This is a genomic window from Sporosarcina sp. Y1009, assembly GCF_057669865.1.
Genome location: NZ_JBYHFO010000006.1, coordinates 116,494 through 138,265, shown reverse-complemented (window position 1 = coordinate 138,265; position 21,772 = coordinate 116,494). Strand labels below are relative to the sequence as shown.

At 39.5% G+C, this 21,772-nt stretch carries 20 protein-coding genes and 3 pseudogenes; 18 read left to right on the top strand and 5 right to left on the bottom strand.

What is annotated here, in order from left to right:
- Positions 1-62: 62 nt before the first annotated feature.
- From AC25Y1_RS09715 to AC25Y1_RS09690, 6 genes and pseudogenes are all read left to right on the top strand, one after another.
- Positions 63-689, top strand: a complete 627-nt coding sequence (locus AC25Y1_RS09715) for a DAK2 domain-containing protein (protein ID WP_488147778.1) — start codon at positions 63-65, stop codon at positions 687-689.
- On the top strand, positions 682-1,026 hold the full coding sequence (locus tag AC25Y1_RS09710) for a hypothetical protein (protein WP_488147777.1): 345 nt from the start codon (positions 682-684) through the stop codon (positions 1,024-1,026). The genes AC25Y1_RS09715 and AC25Y1_RS09710 overlap by 8 nt, the downstream gene beginning before the upstream one ends.
- 500 nt (positions 1,027-1,526) lie before the next feature.
- Entirely contained in the window at positions 1,527-2,084 is a 558-nt protein-coding gene (locus AC25Y1_RS09705; RefSeq protein WP_488147776.1) for an NADPH-dependent FMN reductase, read from the top strand.
- Positions 2,085-2,211: 127 nt separating this feature from the next.
- Positions 2,212-2,720 (top strand): annotated as a pseudogene (locus AC25Y1_RS09700) (oxidoreductase).
- Positions 2,717-3,073 (top strand): annotated as a pseudogene (locus tag AC25Y1_RS09695) (NAD(P)-dependent oxidoreductase); the annotation flags it as partial. The pseudogenes AC25Y1_RS09700 and AC25Y1_RS09695, both read left to right, overlap by 4 nt.
- A 21-nt stretch (positions 3,074-3,094) precedes the next feature.
- Entirely contained in the window at positions 3,095-4,159 is a 1,065-nt protein-coding gene (locus AC25Y1_RS09690; RefSeq protein ID WP_488147775.1) for an LLM class flavin-dependent oxidoreductase, read from the top strand.
- A gap of 89 nt (positions 4,160-4,248) precedes the next feature.
- Here AC25Y1_RS09690 and AC25Y1_RS09685 read toward each other — a convergent pair whose 3' ends face one another.
- A complete protein-coding gene (locus AC25Y1_RS09685) occupies positions 4,249-4,674 on the bottom strand; it encodes a GatB/YqeY domain-containing protein (RefSeq protein WP_488147774.1) in 426 nt (141 codons plus the stop codon).
- Positions 4,675-5,094: 420 nt separating this feature from the next.
- On the opposite strand from AC25Y1_RS09685, the gene AC25Y1_RS09680 reads away from it, so the two are divergent.
- On the top strand, positions 5,095-5,691 hold the full coding sequence (locus AC25Y1_RS09680; protein ID WP_488147773.1) for an NADPH-dependent FMN reductase: 597 nt from the start codon (positions 5,095-5,097) through the stop codon (positions 5,689-5,691).
- Positions 5,692-5,811: 120 nt separating this feature from the next.
- Here the strand turns inward: AC25Y1_RS09680 and AC25Y1_RS09675 are convergent, their stop codons facing one another.
- Positions 5,812-6,870 carry an LLM class flavin-dependent oxidoreductase gene (locus AC25Y1_RS09675; RefSeq protein WP_488147772.1) on the bottom strand — a complete coding sequence of 353 codons (1,059 nt, stop codon included), beginning with the start codon at positions 6,868-6,870 and terminating at the stop codon, positions 5,812-5,814.
- 135 nt (positions 6,871-7,005) lie between these two features.
- Here AC25Y1_RS09675 and AC25Y1_RS09670 point away from each other — a divergent pair, with 135 nt between their 5' ends.
- Entirely contained in the window at positions 7,006-7,362 is a 357-nt protein-coding gene (locus tag AC25Y1_RS09670) for a winged helix-turn-helix transcriptional regulator (protein ID WP_488147771.1), read from the top strand.
- A gap of 337 nt (positions 7,363-7,699) precedes the next feature.
- Positions 7,700-9,136, top strand: a complete 1,437-nt coding sequence (pdxR, locus tag AC25Y1_RS09665) for a MocR-like pyridoxine biosynthesis transcription factor PdxR (RefSeq protein WP_488147770.1) — start codon at positions 7,700-7,702, stop codon at positions 9,134-9,136.
- Positions 9,137-9,880: 744 nt separating this feature from the next.
- Here pdxR and AC25Y1_RS09660 read toward each other — a convergent pair.
- Positions 9,881-10,018 (bottom strand): annotated as a pseudogene (locus tag AC25Y1_RS09660) (UPF0236 family transposase-like protein); the annotation flags it as partial.
- A gap of 52 nt (positions 10,019-10,070) precedes the next feature.
- Here AC25Y1_RS09660 and AC25Y1_RS09655 point away from each other — a divergent pair.
- Entirely contained in the window at positions 10,071-10,742 is a 672-nt protein-coding gene (locus tag AC25Y1_RS09655) for an MOSC domain-containing protein (protein WP_488147769.1), read from the top strand.
- 60 nt (positions 10,743-10,802) lie between these two features.
- On the opposite strand, the gene AC25Y1_RS09650 is transcribed toward AC25Y1_RS09655, so the two are convergent.
- Positions 10,803-11,225: a GNAT family N-acetyltransferase gene (locus AC25Y1_RS09650; protein WP_488147860.1), complete on the bottom strand. Its 423-nt coding sequence runs from the start codon at positions 11,223-11,225 to the stop codon at positions 10,803-10,805.
- A 255-nt stretch (positions 11,226-11,480) separates the two neighbouring features.
- On the opposite strand from AC25Y1_RS09650, the gene AC25Y1_RS09645 reads away from it, so the two are divergent.
- From AC25Y1_RS09645 to AC25Y1_RS09625, 5 genes are read left to right on the top strand one after another with little or no spacing between them, the layout of a single operon-like run.
- Positions 11,481-12,485, top strand: a complete 1,005-nt coding sequence (locus tag AC25Y1_RS09645; RefSeq protein ID WP_488147768.1) for an iron-siderophore ABC transporter substrate-binding protein — start codon at positions 11,481-11,483, stop codon at positions 12,483-12,485.
- A complete protein-coding gene (locus AC25Y1_RS09640) occupies positions 12,482-13,552 on the top strand; it encodes a FecCD family ABC transporter permease (RefSeq protein ID WP_488147767.1) in 1,071 nt (356 codons plus the stop codon). The genes AC25Y1_RS09645 and AC25Y1_RS09640 overlap by 4 nt, the downstream gene beginning before the upstream one ends.
- Positions 13,553-13,601: 49 nt before the next feature.
- Entirely contained in the window at positions 13,602-14,648 is a 1,047-nt protein-coding gene (locus AC25Y1_RS09635) for a FecCD family ABC transporter permease (RefSeq protein WP_488147766.1), read from the top strand.
- Positions 14,649-14,688: 40 nt separating this feature from the next.
- Positions 14,689-15,525 carry an ABC transporter ATP-binding protein gene (locus tag AC25Y1_RS09630; protein WP_488147765.1) on the top strand — a complete coding sequence of 279 codons (837 nt, stop codon included), beginning with the start codon at positions 14,689-14,691 and terminating at the stop codon, positions 15,523-15,525.
- Between the two features lie 47 nt (positions 15,526-15,572).
- The gene (locus AC25Y1_RS09625) at positions 15,573-16,628 is read left to right on the top strand and encodes an NAD(P)/FAD-dependent oxidoreductase (RefSeq protein WP_488147764.1); all 1,056 of its coding nucleotides are present in this window, start codon (positions 15,573-15,575) and stop codon (positions 16,626-16,628) included.
- A gap of 88 nt (positions 16,629-16,716) precedes the next feature.
- Here AC25Y1_RS09625 and AC25Y1_RS09620 read toward each other — a convergent pair whose 3' ends face one another.
- A complete protein-coding gene (locus AC25Y1_RS09620; protein WP_488147763.1) occupies positions 16,717-17,349 on the bottom strand; it encodes an FMN-dependent NADH-azoreductase in 633 nt (210 codons plus the stop codon).
- A 311-nt stretch (positions 17,350-17,660) separates the two neighbouring features.
- Here AC25Y1_RS09620 and AC25Y1_RS09615 point away from each other — a divergent pair, with 311 nt between their 5' ends.
- The 3 genes from AC25Y1_RS09615 (at position 17,661) to ahpF (ending at position 21,702) form a co-directional block, all read left to right on the top strand.
- Positions 17,661-19,097 (top strand): hypothetical protein, encoded by a 1,437-nt coding sequence (locus AC25Y1_RS09615; RefSeq protein WP_488147762.1) that lies wholly within the window; start codon positions 17,661-17,663, stop codon positions 19,095-19,097.
- Positions 19,098-19,460: 363 nt separating this feature from the next.
- The gene (gene ahpC, locus AC25Y1_RS09610; RefSeq protein ID WP_488147761.1) at positions 19,461-20,030 is read left to right on the top strand and encodes an alkyl hydroperoxide reductase subunit C; all 570 of its coding nucleotides are present in this window, start codon (positions 19,461-19,463) and stop codon (positions 20,028-20,030) included.
- Between the two features lie 142 nt (positions 20,031-20,172).
- Positions 20,173-21,702 (top strand): alkyl hydroperoxide reductase subunit F, encoded by a 1,530-nt coding sequence (gene ahpF / locus AC25Y1_RS09605; RefSeq protein ID WP_488147859.1) that lies wholly within the window; start codon positions 20,173-20,175, stop codon positions 21,700-21,702.
- Positions 21,703-21,772 lie beyond the last annotated feature (70 nt).

Here is a 21,772-nt window from a genome sequence, read left to right as displayed (position 1 = left end):
CTATGCATCATTCCAAGAAATATTTACGAGTTGAAATTATATGAAAGATGCGGTGATATGAAATGACGACTGAATTGATCACGAGCGAGAGATTATATCAAGCTATTATGGCTGGTGCAAAAGCGACTATAAAACAAAGGATTCATCTCAATAAATTGAATGTTTTTCCAGTCGCAGATAATGATACGGGAACTAACTTGTCTTTTACTATGAGATCTATCTTGGAAGAAGCAAAGGTAGCGGAAACGCCAAAACAAACGATGGCGTCAATCGTTGAAGCGGCTCTGACAGGTGCAAGAGGAAACTCTGGACTTATCTTTGCGCAATTCTTAAACGGGATTCACGCTGGATTGGCGGAAGACGAGGAAATATCTCTAGCTGACTTTGCAAAAGCTGTGAACTATGGTGTGTATCATGCTTATGAGTCTTTATCTAACCCTATGGAAGGGACAATTATTACAGTCATGCATGATTGGAGTGAATCAGTTAATCGCTTGAAAGATTCCGTGGTTGATCTCACTGAACTATTTATCAAATCACTAGAATCAGCTGTTGACTCAGTTAATGCAGCGACAGAGAAATTATTAGAGCTGAAAAATGCTTCAGTCGTCGATGCCGGTGGGAAAGGGTTTGTCTATTTTTTTGAAGGAATGACTGCTTACTTTATGTCTGCTAAGCATATTGATTAAACAAGTTATGATGCAAAAAGTGATGGAAAAAGATCAAGCAAAAGAGATTTTGAATTCTTTTCATATGCCAGGTGTTGAATGGATAGAAAACGTTAGGCAGCGTACCAAAGAATATAAGCGTCTGGTCAATACTGGAGACAGAAAAGAAATTGCAAAAGTCGTCACTACGTTAATGGAAAAAACACTTGAGTCGAATAAGGAAAATAAGAAGATACACGATCAAGATCGAGTTCTTTTAGAAAACATACAAAATATAATGTATAGAGAACTAGCGGAGTCGTTGGATACTTCATATGAAGAAATAGCTGAAAAAATAAAGCATAAGATTAGTCAATAAAATCACTAAATCATCACTCATCTGCCATTGGTGCCATCCCTCAAAAGTCCTCTACTGCCGCTGCTCCGACAATCTAAACCTCTGTCTTGAAAATTTGGAATTAAAGTAGAAATATATATAAGGAAGGAAAGCACCTGAAATAAAGGTGTTTTTTCTTCCTTTTATTTGTTTTAGTGGGAGATTTTATATTGTCGAATAAGCTTATGATTCACGAAATAAGCATATCTATTCAAATCTGAATGGTTTCAACAGAGTGAGTTAAACTAACACCAAATAAACAGACTTGACGATTACTTGTTTCCAATGTATAGTTACTTACATAAAGTAACTTAGTGTGAAGGAGGAAGTTTTGCAGGTGAAATTACTTTTCCAGCAGTGGTTGGAGCCAGTACACTTACTTGAAGAGTATGGTCGAAAATAAGAAAAAATAGATATAGGTGGTTATTCATATGGGTTTTTTAGACAGACTATTTGGTAGAAAAAATGAGGAGGAAATAATAATGACAAACGAAAAATTGAAAATAGGTATTGTTCAAGGCAGTGTACGTGTAGGAAGAAATGGTGATGCTGTAGCAAAATGGATGTATGAGTTTGCGGAGAAGCGGGATGATGCTGAGTATGAGATTGTCGACCTTGCGAACTACAATCTGCCATTTTTAGGTTCAGCAAATGCACAACCAGATGCTGAGGAACAAATAAAAGCCTGGTCAGAAAAGATGGCTTCATTCGACGGCTATATTTTCATCACGCCTGAATATAATCATGCAATAGGTGGTGCATTAAAAAACGCACTAGACTTCTTAAATCCTGAACTGAACAATAAGGCAGCTGGTTTTGTCGGCTATGGTAGCCTTGGTGGTACGCGTGCCCATGAAAACCTACGCTTGATTTTAGGGGAACTACAAGTTGCAGACGTAAGAACAGCTGTTACATTCTCACTTATGACAGACTTTGAAAACATGAGCGTATTCAAGCCTGCTGATTACCATAAAGACAATGCAAACGTCATGCTCGATCAAGTTCTATCTTGGAGCCGTGCACTAAAAACTGTAAGGTAAATCTCACAATTTTGTGCAGTGCCAATGCAACTCAAAATTGCAGCGGCAGTGCACATTTTTTTATGATGAAAATTTTTTAGAATTCTTATCAAAAATACACATATATGAGAAGTTGGAGAAAATAGAGATGAAAAAAGCATATAAACCGTTATTTGAACCCTTTACTTTTCGAAACGGAGTTCAATTAAAAAACCGAGTAGTTATGGCACCCATGACGACTTTTTCTGCAAATCCAGATGATACTGCTTCGGAAGCAGAACTCGATTATTATGCAGTGCGTTCTAGTGGTCCGGGAATGGTCATTAGGGCTTGCGCTTATATTCAAGAAAATGGAAAAGGTTTTGAAGGACAGTTTGCGGCAGACCGAGATACAATGATTCCGAGCTTAAGAAGTGTGGCTTCCGCTATAAAAGAAAAGGAGCAAAAGCAATTTTACAAATATATCACGGGGGACGATTAGCTATACCGCACCTCATTCCAAACGGTGAAACGGTGAGCGCAAGCAGTGTAGCGCCTCTGCTTGATCGAGGTTTTTACAGTATTGATCGGGCTCCGCGTAGCTTGAGTGATGAAGAAGTTGTTCACTTAATTCAAGATTTTGGGGAGGCAACACGACGTGCAATAGAAGCTGGTTGATTGTTGTAGGTGGTGCGGGTAGTTTATTCGTAGATGACGCACAATCGGTTCGCTTAATTGATACGCCTGAGTTTCCTAAAGAGTATGTACCAACAGCTTCCAATCAAGGAAAGAACTTAGAGGATTTACAAAATGCAAAGGGTATCAAATGGACCTTCATCAGTCCTGCAGCATATTTTAACCCAGAGGGAAAAAGAACAGGTTCCTACCAAAAAGGAAAAGACAATCTTATCGTGAACGCTAAAGGCGAGAGTTATATCAGCTATGCTGACTTTGCCATTGCGGTTGTTGATGAAATTGAAACACCACAATATATCAACGAGCGATTTACGCTGGTTTCTGATTCAGAGTGATTTAAGTAGGAGATGAACACAATGGGAAATGAAATGAAAAAACCGGGGATGGAAATTGGAATTTATACACTTGGAGATTTAGGTCCAGATCCTCAGACCGGGCAGATAATTAGTAGTCAACAACGTCTCCAAGAAATATTGGCTACAGCAAGATTGGCAGATGAAGCTGGACTGGATGTTTTTGGCATCGGGGAACATCATCGTTTGGACTACGCAGTATCAGCTCCGGCAGTCGTACTTGCAGCGGTGGCACAAAATACAAAACAGATTAAACTTGCGAGCGCTACAACTGTTTTAAGTACAATTGACCCTGTTCGTTTATTCGAGGATTTTGCGACGCTTGATTTACTTTCAGCTGGTCGTGCTGAAATTATTGCGGGCCGCGGGGCGTTTGTCGAATCCTTTCCGTTATTTGGGTATGATCTAAACGATTATGAAGAGTTGTTCGAGGAAAATATGCAGCTACTTCAACAACTAAACGCACATGAAATCGTCAACTGGAAAGGCACTTTCCGTTCTTCATTAAAAAATGCAATGATTGCGCCTCGTCCGGTTCAGGACGAATTACCAATATGGATTGGTGTAGGCGGAACACCGGAAAGTGCAGTTCGAGCGGGTAGACTCGGAACAGGACTGGCGCTTGCTATTCTCGGCGGAGATCCGCATCGTTTCAAGCCCCTTGTCGATTTGTATCGACAAGCTGGGGCAGAAGCGGGACATTCGAGCGACGATTTAAAAATAGCAGTGACGGGTCATACTTTTATAGGTAAAACTTCGCAACAAGCAAAAGATGAGTTTTATCCGTATTACGCAAACTATTGGGTATATGTTAATAAACAACGTGGGATGGGTACTAAAATGTCCCGTTCCAATTTTGAGCAGTTGGCCAGTCCGGAAACAGGTCTATTTGTTGGAAGTCCCCAACAAATTATCGAAAAAATCCTCCACCAATATGAATTATTTGGCCATCAACGATTTATCGCACAGATGGATATCGGAGGTTTACCATTTTCCAAGGTCGCTGAAGGTATTGAAATGTTGGCGACGGAAGTGGCACCGGTTATTCGACGCGAAACCGCAAAGTAACTATTAGTTGGCAGAATGAAAAAGTGAGCTACCTATCATCGTATTTCCGACAATAGATAGCCCACTTTTTATTTAATTGTACGGGTGACTTAGAGTAAACTTTTCACAACTGTTGACATTGTTTTGCCGTCTGTTTTTCCAGCAAGTAATGGTTTTGCGATTTTCATGGCGTCTCCCATGTTCATGCCCTCGATAATTCCTGCTTCTTTCAGGATCGATACAACTTCATCTTCGCTAAGTTGAGTGGGTAAAAATTTGTTGAGCAGCACCAATTTCGCGTTTTCTTTTTCAATTAAGTCGTCACGCTGTGCTTTTTGTGCACCTTCTAATGCCTGATTGGTTTGTTTGATTTCACGGTTGACAATGGCAACTTCTTCTTCAGGCGAAAGAGCCGCACCTTTTTCCTTTTCGGCACTATCCAGTCCTGCTTTTAGTAGTGTTAGCACGCCTTTTGCGAGCACATCTTTTTCCCTCATGGCATTTTTCAAGTGTTCGAATACAATCGTCTTTAACATTTTGTATCCCTCCTATTCGTGGTTAAAAGTATAGAAGACAGGCTTGTGAAAAGCAATAAATGGAGATTATCCAAGCAGTTGAAACAACTTGAGCCAAACTGTTGACAGTGGATTGTTATCCGTGTTATATTTACCTTGAATTAAAGATGATTGAATTCGAGGTATTTAAAAATAATATTTAAAAAGCCTTTACAAATTCTTTTCATGCATGTCGATAAAGCGATACAAAGTAGTCTATTTTTTTTCGTTCAATTAACCTTGAATTCAAGGTTAATTGAGGAAGAGGAGAAGCAATAGTGACTGAATCGCTATGTGGACCGATTCTTTTTCGAATCACTCTATGCACACATAACACTTGGCACTTTTTTGAGTGGCAACAGACGGTTCTAAAGCGTACTTTAAGGTGGTGAAATTGAAAATATGGGATTTCTAAAAAAATTATTCGGAACAAAACAAGAGGAGGAAAAAATAATGACAAAATCAAATATAGGTATTATTTTAGGTTCAACACGTGAAGGACGCGTAAGTCCACAAGTAGGGGCATGGGTAAAAGACTTAGCAGATAAACGTGGAGATGCAAACTATACAATTATCGATATCGCAGATTTTAAATTACCACTTCTAGGCGAAACTGGCGGCGACGCATCAGGTGCAGCGGCATGGTCGGAAGCGATTGCTAAACAAGATGGATTCGTATTTGTCGTTCAAGAATACAATCACTCAATCACAGCTTCACTAAAAAATGCATTGGATTACTTACGTGATGAGTGGAACAACAAAGCAGCAGGAATCGTTTCATATGGTTCAGTAGGTGGGGCTCGTGCAACAGAACATTTACGTGGAGTTTTAAGTGAATTACTTGTCGCACATGTGCGTGTACATCCAGCATTATCATTATTTACAGACTTCGAAAATGGAACAGACTTCAAACCAGCTGCTGTTCAAGCTGATTCAGTTAACCAAATGCTAGACCAAGTGATTCCTTGGACGACTGCATTAAATACAATTCGTAAATAATTATCTAATCACTTATCTATTAAAAGCATCGAACTTTAAAAGTTCGATGCTTTTGTGCGTTGTTTGGCTTTGATATTCGAGATTCTTAGTTTATACATACACTAGTAGTGATAGTTAGTCTTATTTCTTCATTGTATATTTTTTAATTGCCGGCAAAATTTCTGTGCCGATTAACTCAATGTTTGTCATCAATTGATCAAATGGCATACCACCAAAATCCATTTGTCCGATATAACGCTGATGACCAAACATTTCATGTTGATAAAGGATTTTTTCAATAATTTCCTGAGGACTGCCGACATTTATAACACTGCGTCGATCAATACTTTGTGCGAAAAGTTGTTTTGCAAAGCCTTGTCCGTTTGTTTTCTTCATTCCCTCATTAATGTATGGATACATTTCTTTTAGCGCTTGCTGTGAGGTTTTAGCGGCATAGAAAAATCCTGCTGTTGCTACAGGTAGCTCCGCTGGATTATGTCCACCAAGTTCCGCGGCCTCACGATATGCATCAACGGTTTGTTTAAATACAGAAACTGGACCGCCTAAGTGAGCCATAAACATTGGAACGCCAGCATACCCTGCTTTCATCGCACTAGCGGGTGTTCCACCAACTGCGCGCCAAATAGGGATATTGCCATTTTGAGGACGCGGAAGCACCTTTGCATTCTGTAATGGTGCACGATATTCTCCGTTCCAATTTACAACTTCCTCTTCGTTAATCTTCAATAATAGTTCAAACTTTTCTTCAAATAATTCTTCATAATCCCGAACGTTATAGCCTAAGAGATCAAAAAGGCCGATTCTCGAAGCACGTCCAGCAACAATCTCCGCACGTCCTTTCGAAATTAAATCAATCGTAGCGAAATCCTCGTACACACGAACGGGATCTGACGTACTAATAATCGTGGAAGAGCTGGCGATTTTTATCTTACTTGTTGCTTGAGCAATTGCTGCTAACACAACAGAATGTGCTTGTGTTGTAAAATATTCCTGATGGCTTTCGCCAACGCTAAAGAAGTCAATGCCTGCTTGCTCCGCTAGTTTCGCCAACTCAATAACTTCGTGAATGCGTTGTGATGCAGAAATACGTTCGCCTGTAAATGGATTTGGAATATGGTCTCCTAGCGTATAAAGACCAAATTCTAGTCCCTTATTTTGATCAATACGATACTTTTTCATAACCATCAACCCTTCTAATATGTTACGACTTGTGAATACTCTTGTATATTCTAAGTATAAGTTATAGGTTTTTTAAATGTAAGTACGTACTTCAAAGTAGTATAGTATACAAAAGGATACTGTGGAGGGAATACAATGGAAATGCAACCAGAGTTATGTCGTGTTGACGATGCATTAGGGATTATTGTGGGAAAGTGGAAGCCCTTAATCTTACTAATTTTACTACAAGATGGAACACATCGTTTTAGTGAGCTTAAACGAAGAGTGCCGAGCATTACACAAAAAATGCTCACGAACCAGTTGCGAGAATTAGAGGCGGAAGATATTATTTCACGCAAAGTCTACCCGCAAGTTCCGCCCAAAGTGGAGTATTCTATAACAGAATACGGAAAGGGTCTAGAACCAATTTTAGTTGCAATGCATGAGTGGGGAACAACGCATACACTTCGAAAAGTGAAAAAAGCGCAACAACAATCTTTAGGGAAGAATTGAACTGTATTCTTCTTAAGGGGAAGAATTGAGGAAAACCCTCACTGATTAATAGTTTCACTTTATTTTCGAAGAAAGTTTTTTCATTAATTGATTAACGATTTCACTAGTCATTAACATAATAAGAAAGTAAAAATTAATATTAATTTTGGGAAATGCCAGATGCACCGGTTTCTGGAAAGCCTGTTACCTTAAGAAGCCTAAAGCGTTTTTTAAGCAATAAAGAAACGCTCCTGTTCTTGTTGCTGGCCTTCATCTGTTCAATTCCGGCAAGGATAAATGATACGTTCCTAGGTGTCTTTTATTATATTGAAAACTTATAAATAAAGGGTGAAGTTTAATGGAATTTATACTAGACCGTTCAATTAAAAAACCTATGTATAGACAAATTGTAGAACAAATAGAGAATGGGATTATATCGGGGGAATTATCTCAAGACCAGCCATTGCCATCTGAACGTGAGTTAGCAAAAAAGTTAAAGATAAATCGGAGTACAGTTGTGACTGCTTACGGTGAGTTAGAGGCGATTGGATTAATTGTCAGAAAAAAAGGAAGCGGTACTTATATAAATACGGATATATGGGGACTAACTCATAAAAGAGTTCCCAATTGGGGTAGATATGTAGAGGATGGCTCATTTCTTCCGAATCTTCCGTTGGTACAGAAACTTCGTAATGAAACTGAGCAAAAAGGAATGATTAACCTATCAAGCGGGGAACTTTCAGCAAATTTACTTCCTAACGCCCAACTTGCTAGGATTCTTAAGGAGCATGCTTTTGATGAGCATTTAGGTTACGGTCATCCTTTAGGCGATGCGGGATTACGGGAGACCATTTGTAAACATGTAAAAACCTATAAAAATATGGTTGTTGAGCCAAACTCCATACTAATTACATCGGGCGCTCAGCAAGCAATCCACCTAATCGTTCAATGTCTGTTAAAACCAGGTGATACAGTAGCTATTGAAGATCCATCCTACGCATTCTCTTTACCGATCTTTCAATCATTTGGTATTAGAACGCTATTACTCCCAGTTGATCAATATGGCGTAAATCCTGATGATATTGTAGCTTTACAAAGAAAACATCGAATTCGTATGCTTTTTTTAAATCCTGATTATCAAAATCCTACTGGCACAAAAATGTCTCTGGAACGTCGAAAGAGAATATTGGAATTATCATCAAAGTACGGGATTCCCATAATAGAGGATGATCCTTATAATTTGACGTCATTCGATGGGTGCATTGGACCCACGTTAAAGTCGATGGACGATAATGAAAATGTTGTATACATTAGTTCTTTATCAAAAGTTGTTGCATCAGGATTACGCATTGGTTGGATTATTGGACCAGAAAAAGTGATTAAGCGTTTGTCAGATGGCAAACAGCAAATTGACTTTGGTCATAGCGTTTTTCCTCAATGGATAGCGAATCAATTTCTAGATTCCCCTCAATTTGACAAACATGTTTCAAATTTAAGGATTCAACTGAGGGAGCGTAGGAATACGTTAATTTTAGCATTGGACAGTTTATCTAAAAATAAGGTTACATATTTAGTGCCACAAGGCGGAATTCATTTATGGTGTAAAATAAATCACGAAATTGATGAATATAAGTTACTTGAAGAATCTATGAAAAAAGGCGTTTCATTTGTACCTGGAAGAATAATGGGTTCAACAAGTGGATACGTTCGATTTACTTATGGAAACGGTAACGAAGCTTTAATACAAGAAGGTATTTCAAGGTTTGTCTACGCGCTGAAAAGTTATGGGATATAACGGTATTTAATTCTCGGGTGATGTTAAAAAATGTTTAAAATTTAATGACTGCCAACGGTCAAAGAGTCTACAGGGAGAATCTAAAGAATGTATCATTGAAATATGAACTTTTTCAGTGGGCTTAGACGGTTCCTGAGACTCGAAACAAAATATGTGCTTTTTCACTGGTCCCGAACCGTCCTCTGTTGTTACAGAAATATAAATAAAGCTATAAGAGTCAATATAACAATAAATGGGATTGATAAAACATAAACCCACAGCAAATTAGAAAAACTTTTTTCAGTACTGTAATTTTCATTCATAGAATTAGCAGCGGATATAGTCAAAACTAGTCCGATAGCTAAAACAATGACCACGAAAATCATTGATACAATAAGGGCTACCTTCATGCCTTCCTCCTCTTAGAAATAAATTTCTTCGTTCTATACGTTATAATTCTATAATATAAAACAATTTCGAGAACCATCCAATTAGAGATTATTTACACCAACCACTTTTTATGTAGCGAGCGAGTACCTATAATGTTAAGTAGATTGATGGAGCGTGAAAAAACCATTGTTATCAGGGTATAAGAGAAGTACCAATCACAGAACTTCCAATATACGACCCCCACCAAAAGGAGGAGCTGAAAACAATGGTTACACTATCATTTAATCATATTAAGGGGAAGAATGGAAGTCATTGGAACCGCTGTGATTGAGTCAAGTTTTTGTGGGGATAAATTTGGGGAGGCATATTTCTATTCTGTCTATCATAATAATAATTTCTTCTAATCTCGATAGAACCGAATAAAGAGTCCATTGTCATGGGACGTTTATCGTTCAGTTGAAAACGTGCTTTATCTCGGATTTCGGCAAGGTGTTGATCCAGTTCCGCAATGAGCCAATTTATCTGATATACGACCATTAATCTATGAAAGTAGGTCATTCCCAATATGCAGAATGAGAATGTTATCGAACTGAAAAACTTTTCTATTGGTACACCGAAATCAATGAAATACGATGACGGCAAGGAAATGAATACTGGCATACAAAAGGAACCTGTAGAAGAGGCTTTTTTAATGAAAATAGGATTTCACGGAGATGGGGTTGCTGATTTACGTCATCACGGAGGCCTTGATCGCGCAGTTTGTATTTATCCTCATGAACATTATGGACAGTGGGCAAGAGAGTTTGAACGACCACTGCCTGATTCGAGCTTCGGAGAAAATCTAACCGTAACAAATATGTTGGAAGCGGATGTTCATATTGGGGATATCTTTCAAATCGGAGAGGCGATTATTCAAGTCACGCAAGGGAGAATCCCATGCAGTACAATCAACAAGCGAACAAATTTACCCTTTTTGTTAAAGAGAATGGTAGAAACGGGTTTTACAGGCTATCTATGTCGTGTTCTTGAAGAAGGAACAGTAAGGCGAGATTCCAAGATAACATTGATTGAAAAACATCCAAAACAGGTGTCGATTCTTTTCGCAAATGAAATCTATTTTCATAATCCGAAAAACATTGAAGGCATTGAAAAGATATTGGACGTTCCAGAATTGGCTAAGGTGTGGCAGGAGTCATTAAAAAAGAGACAAGTTAAATTAACAAGTTTAGAGAAATAATGATATGGGTTTATTAATATAAAGGAGATCCTGCAATTTAAGCGGGATCTCCTTTCATACTTACTGTGTCAATAATTCTTTCACCATTAAAATATGTGGAATGCCATCTTCCATAAAAATATTTGATGATGTCTGATAGCCGAGTTTTTTGTAAAAACCTTCCGCATGCGTTTGCGCGTGTAGCTTCACCTGTGTTACTTCTTTTTCTTCTGCAATTTCTTCTAGAGCGCTTATGATTACTTTTCCGAGGCCAAGTTTCCGAAACGGTTCCAAAATACAAATTCTTTCTAATTTTCCTCGACCCTCGACCCATCTGATTCGTCCAGTTCCGACAGGTTCTGCGTGATGATAAACTAAAATATGTTCAGATAGGTCGTTTAATTTGTCGAATTCGTCAAACTCATCCACTAAAGGCACACCTTGTTCCTCGACGAACACTTCTTTTCTGATCGCAAATGCCACTTCTAAATCATTCTCCGACATTATTCTAGTCAAATTCAATCTACTTCAGTCCTTTTCAAAATGCTTTTTCTATAACTTATTATAAATCATCGAATGTTGAATAGGATACTAATTTCCTTGTTGCGATGAAATTTCAGTAGTGAATATGATTGAACACAAATCGCTAAATTCTAGAAATTACCACACGGTATTTACGATTGACAAACAACCAAGTGAGCGTATAATAAATGACAATGATAATCATTATCAATAGGTGTCTTGAGAGGGGTAAAAAAGATGAAAAGAAATGTGAAATCTTCCAAATTAGTTGGAATTATAATAGCTATGTCAATCTTGTTGGGATTAAGTGCGTGTTCAGAAGATAAAGGTGGCGAGTCGGACAAAACTACAGTTGCTGAAAGCTTTGCGACTGTTGATACTAAATTTGGGCAAGTGGAAATTTCAGAACAACCAGAACGTATTGTTGCGATTGGTTGGGGCGATGCCGAAACTGTGTTGAGTTTGGGATTTGAACCTGTTGGTGCAAGTGACTGGCTTGCTTTTGGTGACGAAGGTGTAGGCCCGTGGTTAGAAGGTGCATATGAAACAGCGCCAACAATTCTTGGAACGATGGAATTGGATTATGAACAAATTGCAGCACTTGAGCCAGACCTTATTCTCGATGTAAAGTCATCAGGGGATGAGGAAAGATACAAACGTCTTTCGGAAATTGCCAAAACAATCGGCGTACCTGAAGGCGGAGATAATTACTTAACTTCTTCAGAACAACAAGTTCGAATGATTGCAAAAGCGCTTGGCAAAGTCGATGAGGGTGAAGCACTACTCAAAGAAGTATATGGTGCATTTGAGGAGGCTGTTAACAAGCATCCTGAATTCGCTGAGAAAACGATTGTGGTTGGTGCTTACTCTTCCGCTGGATTTGGTGCCTATTTAGAAGGTGATGCGCGTATCGACTTTGCGACTAGACTAGGATTTAAGAGCAAGGATGAAATCGAAGAATTGGATAATGATAATTTTTACATCAGCATTGCCGATGAACAGTTAGAGCTTTTAGACGCTGATTTAACAGTTGTCTTGCCAATTTGGATTGATCCAAGTGAAGTGACGAACCATGAGTTATATCAAAAGATCCCTTCTGTAATGGATGGGCGTTCTATTATTTTTGATGCTAATACATCGAATGCATTTTCAACAGGGACAATCCCTGCATTGATGTGGGCGATAGAAAACTTACCAAGCGAATTTAAAGATGCATTAGAGGGCGGAGAAAAAGCGCAGTGATTGCAAAAAAACAGGTAAAAGGAAAAACAAAAAAAGACGTTGAAAGACGAGTGGAAACAATTACTTCCATTCGTCTTCAACGAATTTTAGGTTTGATTGTAGTCCTTTGCCTTTTGGCAGTTGCTGCCTTTTTAAGCTTAATGATTGGCGCAAAACCCCTTCCGATTGCAGTAGTTTGGGAAGCGCTTTTTTTTCCTACAGATAGTTATGACCATACGATTATTTGGGAGGCGCGCATCCCTCGAACAATTATCGCCCTGGCAGTTGGCCCTGCATTTGGACTTGCAGGAGCCCTTATTCAAGCGTTGACGAGAAACCCACTCGCAGACCCAGGAATTTTAGGTGTCAATGCAGGCGCGGCTTTCGCCGTTGCGATTGCCATTGGCGTCTTTTCTGTTACGTCGATTTCTAGTTATGTCTGGTATGCACTTGCCGGCGCATTAGTTGCGACAATTGCTGTATATATAATTAGTGGAGGTGCGGGAAAAAAAGCACCGACACCTGTACAAATTACGCTTGCCGGTGTTGCACTAGGGGCAGCTTTGAGCGGGATTACAACAGCATTGACAATTATGAATAGCAATGCATTCTCGCGCATGTTGAACTGGAGTGTAGGTACATTGGCGCGAAGAAGTTTGGAAGATCTTTATCCTGTTTTGCCGCTTCTCGTTGTTGGCGCGATATTATCATTAGCCATCGCACCAGCTTTAAATGCCATCGCATTTGGTGATGAACGGGCATCTTCGTTAGGTGTTAATGTAGGAATGATTCGTACGATAGGACTAATTGCCATTGCTTTATTGGCTGGGGGAGCGACTGCGATAGCTGGTCCAATTGGTTTTATCGGCTTAATGGTTCCTCATTGTGTACGCTGGTTTGTGGGTCCAAATCAACCTTGGATATTTCTCTATTCATTGGCAGCCGCACCATTACTGCTTATTCTTTCTGACATTATTGGAAGGATCGTCTTGTTCCCTACAGAAGTACCAGTTGGAATCATTACAGGGGTGGTGGGTGCACCGATTCTGCTGATTCTTGTTAGAAGACGAAAAGTAAGTGGAATATGATAGGCAAGTTGCAATGGGATAGTTGTTTGAACGGTAGGGGGAGAGTGTTATGTCGCGCATTGATTTTGGTAGGCGCTATGTGTATTTAAAAGGCCCAGTAAAACTGCGCTTCGATGTAAGAAGTATTGTAGTAACGGTAATGCTCCTCGCCGCCACAGCTGCCATTGGTTTATTTGCCCTCATGATAGGCACGCTAGAATTAAATATAAGCGATGTATTTTCTGCCTTGATGGGGCAAGCCACTGGGATGACAAGAACGGTTGTGTTGGAGTGGCGTTTACCTCGTGTGTTAGCTGCAATTATTTTTGGTATGTCACTTGCTGTAAGTGGCGCGATTTTCCAATCAATTACTCGTAATCCACTAGGCTCGCCGGACATCATAGGTTTTAGCGCAGGGTCATACACAGGCGTACTTATTGTGCTACTGGTGTCCGGGGAAAACTCTTTCATTAGCGTAGCGACTGGTGCATTAGTGGGCGGATTTACAACGGCGATATTGATCTACTTACTCGCATTTCGGAAAGGGACGCAAGGATTTCGTTTGATCATCGTTGGGATTGCCATCTCGGCTATTTTAAGTAGTGTCAATTCCATGCTACTTTTGCAAAGTAATGCGGAAGTTGCGTTAACCGCCGCAGCTTGGGGAGTTGGCTCCTTAAACGGCGTCGATTGGAGACAAATCCTTCCTGCAATTTTGCTTGTTGTGTTTCTACTCATATGTGCGGGACTGATGAACAGGCCGTTAAGAGAAATGGAGTTGGGTGAAGATGCTGCTAAATCTCATGGTGTTCGTATCGAACCTTCCCAGCTCTTATTGATTTTAATAGCAGTAGCATTGACGGCGGTACCGACCGCTGTCATGGGACCCATTAGCTTTGTTGCATTAGTTGCATCGCAGATTGCCCAGCGACTTACAAAGTCGAAGGAAAGCCTGTGGCCAGCTGCTGCGATGGGCGCGTTTCTATTAATAGGTGCAGATGTTTTGGCGCAAAGATTCGTTTCAGGAATGATTTTCCCTGTTGGTGTTGTAACGCTCTCACTTGGTGGAATCTATCTAATATGGCTATTGTTTAAACAAGCACGCTCATCAACTTAACCAGGTAAAATATTTTGATTGAAAGTAGTTGAAATAAAAGATGATTACCCCATCGGAAAAGCATCAAAGTGATACGGACTCGCATATAGATTCCAGGCTTTGGACGGAAAATATTACAGTCAAATATGATGATAGAGTTATTTCCCGAAATTTATCGGTGAAAATTCCACATGGCTCATTCACTGTGATTGTTGGACCAAACGCATGTGGAAAATCAACCCTTTTACGGACACTTTCCAAAATTATTAAGCCGTCAAAAGGCCAGGTCCTACTAGACGGGAAACAAATCACTACGTATAAGTCAAAAGAAGTGGCACATAAATTAGGACTACTTCCGCAGTCATCGACAGCACCAGACGGAATTACTGTAGCGAATCTAGTTGCACATGGACGATATCCGTATCAAAATCTTTTTCAAGGATGGACGGATGAAGACGAGGCCGCAGTATTGTCTGCGATGCATGTCACGAATACGACCGAGCTCTCAAACCGTTTTGTAGATGAACTTTCAGGTGGCCAAAGACAAAGGGTTTGGGTGGCTATGGTACTCGCGCAACAAACCCCTCTATTACTCCTAGATGAACCTACCACATTTCTTGATATTGCCCATCAAATTGAGTTGCTTGAGTTATTTAAAGACCTCAATCAACAAGGGAATACGCTAGTTGCGGTGTTACATGATTTAAATCATGCAGCGAGATATGCCAATCATATGATTGCTATGAAAGATGGTCAGATTATTGCACAAGGCGATCCACGTGAGATTGTCACAGCGCAGTTAGTAGAGGAAGTCTTCGGCTTAAAATGTATCATAATAGAAGATCCAATCTCCCACACACCGCTTGTCGTACCATTAGGCAAGGACCGCTCAAACTAACAGGGTGTATGGAAAGCGGTTTTTTTATCAACCAAGGGGGAATTAACGTGACGGAAAAACTAGAATTATATGATGTGACGATTATTGGCGGGGGACCTGCCGGATTGTATACAGCATTTTATAGCGGTATGCGGGATTTGAAAACAAAAATCATTGAATTTGGACCAGAACTTGGCGGTAGAATGCTCATTTATCCGGAGAAAATGATTTGGGATGTTGGAGGAGTCACACCACTACTCGGAGGGCAATTAATTGCGCAACTAGTGGAGCAGGCGAAAACCTTCGACCCAACAATCATATTGAACCAACAAGTAACAGGTGTAGAAAGATTGGCGGATGACTCCTTCATTTTAACGGCTGCGACTGGTGAGAAGCATCATTCAAAGACAATTATTTTAGCTGTGGGCTATGGGATGTTGACGATGAATAAGCTGGAAATCGACGGTGCAGACCGCTATGAGCTAACAAATTTACATTATACTGTTCAAGAACTAGAGGAGTTTCGAAATAAGAATGTACTGATTTCCGGAGGTGGAAATTCAGCTGTTGACTGGGCTAACGAGCTCGAACCAATTGCTGCTAGTGTGACAGTTGTTCATCGCCGAGATGACTTCGGAGGACATGAGATGAATGTTCGGAAAATGAAGGAATCCTCTGTCGCTGTGGCTACACCTTATGAAATTACCAGGTTACATGGGGACGGGAATCTGATAGAGCGAGTTTCGATATGTCATTTGGAGACAGGAACGGTTGAAGAAATCAATGTGGATGCGGTCGTCGTCAATCACGGTCTAGGATGCGATTATGGACCTCTCACAGAATGGGGACTAAAAATGCAGGATAATGTAGCGCTTGTGGATGAAAACGGGGAAACAAATATCCCTGGCATTTATGGGGCAGGCGATTTCATTGATCATCCAAGTAAAGTTCGATTAATCGCTGGTGCATTTACGGACGGCGCGCTAGCATTGAACGCTGCTAAATTACGAATTGAGCCGGATGCACCAAAAATGGCTTACGTATCCTCGCATAATATCCGATTTAAAGAGAGAAATAAGAAAATTGGTTTAGATGATGATAATTATCAAGATGTGCGAGGCTAATAATAATCAAAGAAAAAGGATAGAAAATCGGATATTATTCCGGCTTTTCTATCCTTCTTATTTTCAGGTTTACTATTCTTTGGAAATATTAGACCAATACAGGTGATAATTCTTTTGCAACAGCTTCGACTTTTGCTAATCCTTCAGCAATGATAGCTTCAGCTTGGTCTGGTGCAGCTGCATGTCCTTCGATAATCACTTCGTGTGTAATCTCCATACCAAACACGCCGCCAAGAACATTCTTCATGTAGTTTGAAGCCATTTCCATTGGTGCAGCTTCAGGTGAAGAATAAACGCCACCACGTGCATTTAGGATAACCGCTTTTTTGTCTGTCATTAATTGGACAGCTTGTCCGTTTTCATCATATTTGAATGTGAAGCCAGCTTGATAAACATAATCGATAAATGTTTGTAATTTAGCTGGGATTGTTAAGTTCCATAATGGAAATGCAAATACCACAACATCAGCTGCTGTCAAAGCATCCATAGCTTTTTGTTTTGCTGCTAAGATACGTTGCTCGATATCTGTCATTTCTTCGCCTGATTCCAATTTACCGAAAGCGTCGAATAGTTCTTGACCAAGATACGGCATATCTTCTGCAAAGACGTCGAAAGTTGTTACGTTGTCACCTTCTATTGTATTTATGAATGTTTCATACATTTTACTTGATACAGCTTCTGCAGCTGGACGGTTATTTGCTTTTACGACTAATATGTTCATTGTTAAATCCCCTTTAATCTTCTAAGTTGTATTTATCTTGATTTCATACTATATATTTTTTGAAACTAAACATCAAACAATTTGCTCCACTTCTGTCTGTGTTTTTCGGTAGATTTAAGAAAGTGTGTCTAAGTCGTGAAGGCGAAGTGTCTACTCATGCAAGTGAAAGAGTGAGAAGGTTCTATCCGATGGAATCCCAATAGGGGTATTTTTGATTTGCAAACAGCGGAATGTCTAGTTCATCGACATCTTTCTAAATGTTACTATGCTAAACTTAATTCAATTGAAGCGGGTTAAATAGGGGGAGATGGATGATGATGGAGCGGCTTATTCGAAACAGAAGGCTAATTTTGCATTACTATATGGTTACTATCGTAGTTGCACTAGTCTTTGGTTGGATGGCAAGACGAGAAGATGCAACTGATCCTGTTATTTTAACCATTCTAGCTATCTATGTTCTGGTGTTTCCAATTGTGTTTTTATATACAAAAAAATATGCAGTACATATTTTCTTATTTTTACTGGCGTTTATTACTGGTTTTTATAGTTATTATCATTATTCAGTTGAGGCGCATTCAATTTTGAACGCACTATATTTTACATTTCAACTCTATTTACTGATTGTGTCGGATGTATTTACGGCAGACGGTTCGAATTTACTTCATTACCCTTTAATCGTTGAAATTGCACGTTGGTCGGCCGCTTTATATACAATATCGACATTGTTCATTGCCATGTATCGGATGTTGGAGATGTCAATTTTACTGGTTTATTACCAATTAGTTGGCAATCATACGATTGTCTTTGGATATAACGAAAATAGTAGGGCATTCATAGAAGACTTACGGAAACGGAAGAAGCATGTCATTCTTGTGGCTGATCAAATGCCAAACGAGGTTGTCGATTATTTAGAAGAGCTTAAAGTGGTTGTCCTCCATAATCGTGATAAGGAAGAAAATATCTATACGAAGTGTGGTGTAGCTCGGGCTAAAAATATTTTCTTTCTTCATGAAGAAGACGTGGATAATTTAAACGAACTCATGGACCTTCGTTATGACTTTACGAAGCATGCGAAAAAGAATTCGACGCTGACCGTTTATATTCATCTCCAAGAAATTTCCTCTCGAAAGCTATTTCAAGACCTGGAAAGTATAGCTTCAGAGACTGATCAACACTTTAAGGTACAACCAATCAATCTCTATGAATTATTTGTGGATGCCCTATTTAAAAAATATCCGATCTATGCTTCTGAAGAAGATGAACGCCCAGTCCATTTACTGATTATTGGTTTTGGACCGTTGGGACAACATATTGCGTTAAAAGCAATTACGCAAAGTGAGAAGTTTGAAAGAAGCGTACCGCTAATTACCACTATAGATAAGTCCATGTCTAAAGTCAGACAAGAGTGGCAGCGCAATTATCCGAAAATCAGTAAGCATACTTCGATTACGCTACAGTCTTTTGATGTTGCGTCTGATCCATTAAAAGCCATGATACTAGAACAAGACGAGCCAATTACACATATTTATGTTTGTTTGCACGAAGATCACCTCAGTTTGTGGTCGGGGATTGAATTGTCTAATCAGTTCCCGCATATTCCGATTTATCTTGAATTTTCTGAAGGGAGTATCGCGGAAAAATGGGTTCAATCGGAAGTTAGTGGAACTCGATTACTATATAGTATAGGCATGTTTAAAGATGTATTAACGGAAGATAAATTGATAAGTGAAATCAACAATAGACGCTAAACTATAGAACTCGTCTCCAAAGCATATTTATATATACTCGATTGAATATTTTACATACTTAGAAATTTCGCCCAATTGAGAAATAAGAACCTTAATTGAGAATGTAATAATATTATAGAATGTGATTTTCTTTATTTGAAAGTCAATTTCAGTTAAAATATAAGTAGGAGTCCATTAATAATAGTGTTTAGATATAAAGGATTTTAGCGTTATTGTTGACAATAACCGGATTCTATATCATAATTAATACTTAATAAGAATTATTATTATTAAGTAATGGTAATTTAATTATTACTTCGGTTTAGGTTCGACGTATGTCGCCTAAACTAATTGTAATAAAAAATCTTTAGGAGGAATTTATTTATGTCACTAATCGGTAAAACAGTAGAAGCGTTTAAGGCTTCAGCTTACAATGCAGGTAACGGTGAGTTTATAGACGTTACAGACGAAAACTTGAAAGGCCAATGGAGTATTGTTTGTTTTTATCCAGCAGACTTTACATTCGTATGCCCAACTGAACTTGAAGATCTTCAAAACCAATATGCGACACTAAAAGAGTTAGGCGTAGAAGTGTATTCTGTTTCAACAGACACACACTTTACACATAAAGCATGGCACGATCACTCAGACGCAATCAGCAGCATTCGCTATATTATGATTGGTGATCCGTCACAAAAAATTTCACGCAACTTCGATGTGCTAGACGAAGAAGCAGGTCTTGCACAACGCGGTACGTTCATCATTGATCCTGACGGCGTTATCCAAGCAGTAGAAATCAATGCAGACGGTATCGGACGTGACGCGAGCACGCTAGTAGGGAAAGTTAAAGCAGCTCAATATGTTCGTAACAATCCAGGCGAAGTTTGCCCAGCGAAATGGGAAGAAGGCGAAGAAACACTTAAACCAAGCCTCGACCTTGTAGGTAAAATTTAATTTGAAATGGCGGGGGTCGCCCCGCTATTTTTTTAAGACTTCGGCGGATGCCTCAAATTTTGAATTGACAAACTCAATTCGAAACTTGATGAAATCACGCCGAAATTTATTTGTTGGAAGAATATGTTAAGGAGTTTGATGAATCTTGTTAGAACCAGATATAAAAGCACAATTAGCCCAATACCTTGAAATGATGGAAAACGATGTGCTTCTTAAAGTAAGCACGGGATCTGATCACGTTTCGAATGTTATGAACGGATTAATGGATGAATTATCGAGTATGACATCCCGCATTAAAGTAGAAAAAACTGAGTTAGAAAGAACACCAAGCTTTAGTATCAACCGGATCGGTGAAGATACAGGCGTTACGTTTGCAGGTATTCCACTCGGACACGAATTTACATCCTTAGTACTTGCTTTACTACAAGTAAGTGGACGCGCACCAAAAGTCGATCAAAAACTTATCGACCAAGTGAAAAATCTTGAGGGCGAGTACCATTTTGAATCATATATTAGCCTAAGCTGTCAAAACTGCCCGGAAGTTGTACAAGCACTTAACGTGATGAGTGTTCTTAACCCGAACATCACACATACGATGATTGACGGCGCGGCGTTTAAAGAAGAAGTTGAAAGCAAAAAAATAATGGCTGTTCCAACAGTATTTTTAAATGGAGAAGAATTCTCTGGTGGTCGTATCACACTGGTAGAAATCCTTGCGAAAATGGGAACTGCACCAGATGCGTCTGAATTTGAAAATAAAGAGCCATACGACATGCTAGTTGTCGGAGGCGGTCCAGCAGGTGCAAGTGCGGCCATTTATGCAGCGCGTAAAGGGATTCGTACGGGAATCGTTGCTGATCGTTTCGGAGGTCAGATTTTAGACACAGCTTCAATCGAGAACTTTATTAGCGTCACTCGTACTGATGGTCCTAAACTGGCTGCAAATCTTGAGGAGCACGTAAAAGAGTACGATGTCGATGTGATGGACTTACAACGTGCAAAACGTTTGGAAAAGAAAGATCTTATCGAAATTGAACTGGAAAACGGTGCTGTGCTAAAAAGTAAATCCGTGATCCTTTCAACGGGCGCTCGTTGGAGAGATATTGGCGTTCCAGGAGAAGCTGAATTTAGAAATAAAGGCGTTGCGTACTGCCCACACTGTGACGGTCCGTTGTTTGAAGGTAAAGATATTGCTGTCGTTGGTGGCGGTAACTCTGGTATTGAAGCAGCGATTGATCTTGCAGGAATTGTAAAACATGTGACGGTTCTCGAATTTGCACCGGAACTAAAAGCCGATTCTGTTTTACAAGATCGTCTTCACAGTCTTCCGAACGTCACTGTTTTGAAAAATGTTCAAACGAAAGAAATTACAGGTACGGATAGTGTAAACGGCGTAACTTACGTTGACCGTGAAACAAACGAAGAACACCATGTCGAAATATCAGGCATATTTATCCAAATTGGTCTTGTGCCAAATACAGACTGGTTAGGCGATTCAGTTGAACGCAATAAATTCGGCGAAATTCTTGTCGATAAACGCGGTGCAACAAACGTCCCTGGCGTATTTGCTGCAGGAGACTGCTCGGATAGTGCCCATAAACAAATCATTATATCTATGGGATCAGGCGCAAGTGCTGCTTTAAGCGCGTTTGATTATCTCGTGCGTAACTAAATAGGATGCCAGCGACCAAAATGAGCGTTTGTTTTGGGAACTGGTACCACTTTTAAAATCACCTTCAATC

Excerpts from the sequence above, each read along its gene's own strand:
- AC25Y1_RS09650 (WP_488147860.1), bottom strand. The coding sequence starts at position 11,225 with ATGTCGGAGAATGATTTAGAAGTGGCATTTGCGATCAGAAAAGAAGTG.
- AC25Y1_RS09715 (WP_488147778.1), top strand. The coding sequence starts at position 63 with ATGACGACTGAATTGATCACGAGCGAGAGATTATATCAAGCTATTATG.
- AC25Y1_RS09680 (WP_488147773.1), top strand. The coding sequence starts at position 5,095 with ATGGGATTTCTAAAAAAATTATTCGGAACAAAACAAGAGGAGGAAAAA.
- AC25Y1_RS09670 (WP_488147771.1), top strand. The coding sequence starts at position 7,006 with ATGGAAATGCAACCAGAGTTATGTCGTGTTGACGATGCATTAGGGATT.
- ahpC (WP_488147761.1), top strand. The coding sequence starts at position 19,461 with ATGTCACTAATCGGTAAAACAGTAGAAGCGTTTAAGGCTTCAGCTTAC.
- AC25Y1_RS09630 (WP_488147765.1), top strand. The coding sequence starts at position 14,689 with ATGATTACCCCATCGGAAAAGCATCAAAGTGATACGGACTCGCATATA.
- pdxR (WP_488147770.1), top strand. The coding sequence starts at position 7,700 with ATGGAATTTATACTAGACCGTTCAATTAAAAAACCTATGTATAGACAA.
- AC25Y1_RS09685 (WP_488147774.1), bottom strand. The coding sequence starts at position 4,674 with ATGTTAAAGACGATTGTATTCGAACACTTGAAAAATGCCATGAGGGAA.
- AC25Y1_RS09635 (WP_488147766.1), top strand. The coding sequence starts at position 13,602 with ATGTCGCGCATTGATTTTGGTAGGCGCTATGTGTATTTAAAAGGCCCA.
- AC25Y1_RS09620 (WP_488147763.1), bottom strand. The coding sequence starts at position 17,349 with ATGAACATATTAGTCGTAAAAGCAAATAACCGTCCAGCTGCAGAAGCT.
- AC25Y1_RS09615 (WP_488147762.1), top strand. The coding sequence starts at position 17,661 with ATGATGATGGAGCGGCTTATTCGAAACAGAAGGCTAATTTTGCATTAC.
- AC25Y1_RS09675 (WP_488147772.1), bottom strand. The coding sequence starts at position 6,870 with ATGAAAAAGTATCGTATTGATCAAAATAAGGGACTAGAATTTGGTCTT.
- AC25Y1_RS09655 (WP_488147769.1), top strand. The coding sequence starts at position 10,071 with ATGCAGAATGAGAATGTTATCGAACTGAAAAACTTTTCTATTGGTACA.
- AC25Y1_RS09645 (WP_488147768.1), top strand. The coding sequence starts at position 11,481 with ATGAAAAGAAATGTGAAATCTTCCAAATTAGTTGGAATTATAATAGCT.
- AC25Y1_RS09705 (WP_488147776.1), top strand. The coding sequence starts at position 1,527 with ATGACAAACGAAAAATTGAAAATAGGTATTGTTCAAGGCAGTGTACGT.
- AC25Y1_RS09690 (WP_488147775.1), top strand. The coding sequence starts at position 3,095 with ATGGGAAATGAAATGAAAAAACCGGGGATGGAAATTGGAATTTATACA.